Origin of the sequence: Aeromicrobium phragmitis, from assembly GCF_003674095.1 — a bacterium.
Taxonomy (GTDB): domain Bacteria; phylum Actinomycetota; class Actinomycetes; order Propionibacteriales; family Nocardioidaceae; genus Aeromicrobium; species Aeromicrobium phragmitis.
This window is the reverse complement of the sequence record NZ_RDBF01000066.1, coordinates 1-484: the sequence shown is the minus strand read 5'-3', so window position 1 is coordinate 484 and position 484 is coordinate 1. Positions and strand designations below refer to the sequence as shown.

General features: G+C 68.8%; 1 protein-coding gene. It reads left to right on the top strand.

Translation table 11 applies throughout. From position 1 onward, the window contains the following. Positions 1 to 11: 11 nt before the first annotated feature. The coding region (locus D9V41_RS16270; RefSeq protein ID WP_243697324.1) for a phosphoenolpyruvate carboxylase at positions 12 to 484 on the top strand (473 nt) is incomplete at its 3' end.

Here is a 484-nt window from a genome sequence, read left to right as displayed (position 1 = left end):
CGACGCGCATCGTGACCGACCGGCTGGACGTGCTGATCCGCGAGCTGTCGCCGTCGTCCGAACTCGTCGGAGTAAGTGGGGAGTTGACGGAGTCGCTGCACGCCGACCTCGAGAACCTCCCCGACCTCGACCCGCGGCTGCTGACCGTCAACGCCGCCGAGCCGTACCGGCTGAAGCTCGCCTGCATGCGCCTCAAGGTGCAGAACACCGCGGCTCGCATCGCCGACCGCCAGCCGCATCGTCCCGGAGTGGACTACGCCGATCGCGACGAACTGCTGGCCGACCTCGCCATCGTCGATCGTTCGCTGCGCGAGAACGGCGGAACTCTCATCGCCGACCGGCTGCTCGCGGACGCTGTCCGCTCCATCGCGCTCGTCGGTCTCCACCTCGCCACCCTCGACATCCGGGAGCATGCCGACGCGCACCACCACGCCATCGGACTCATGGTCGACCGTCTCGGCGAGCTGGACAGCGCGTACGAGGT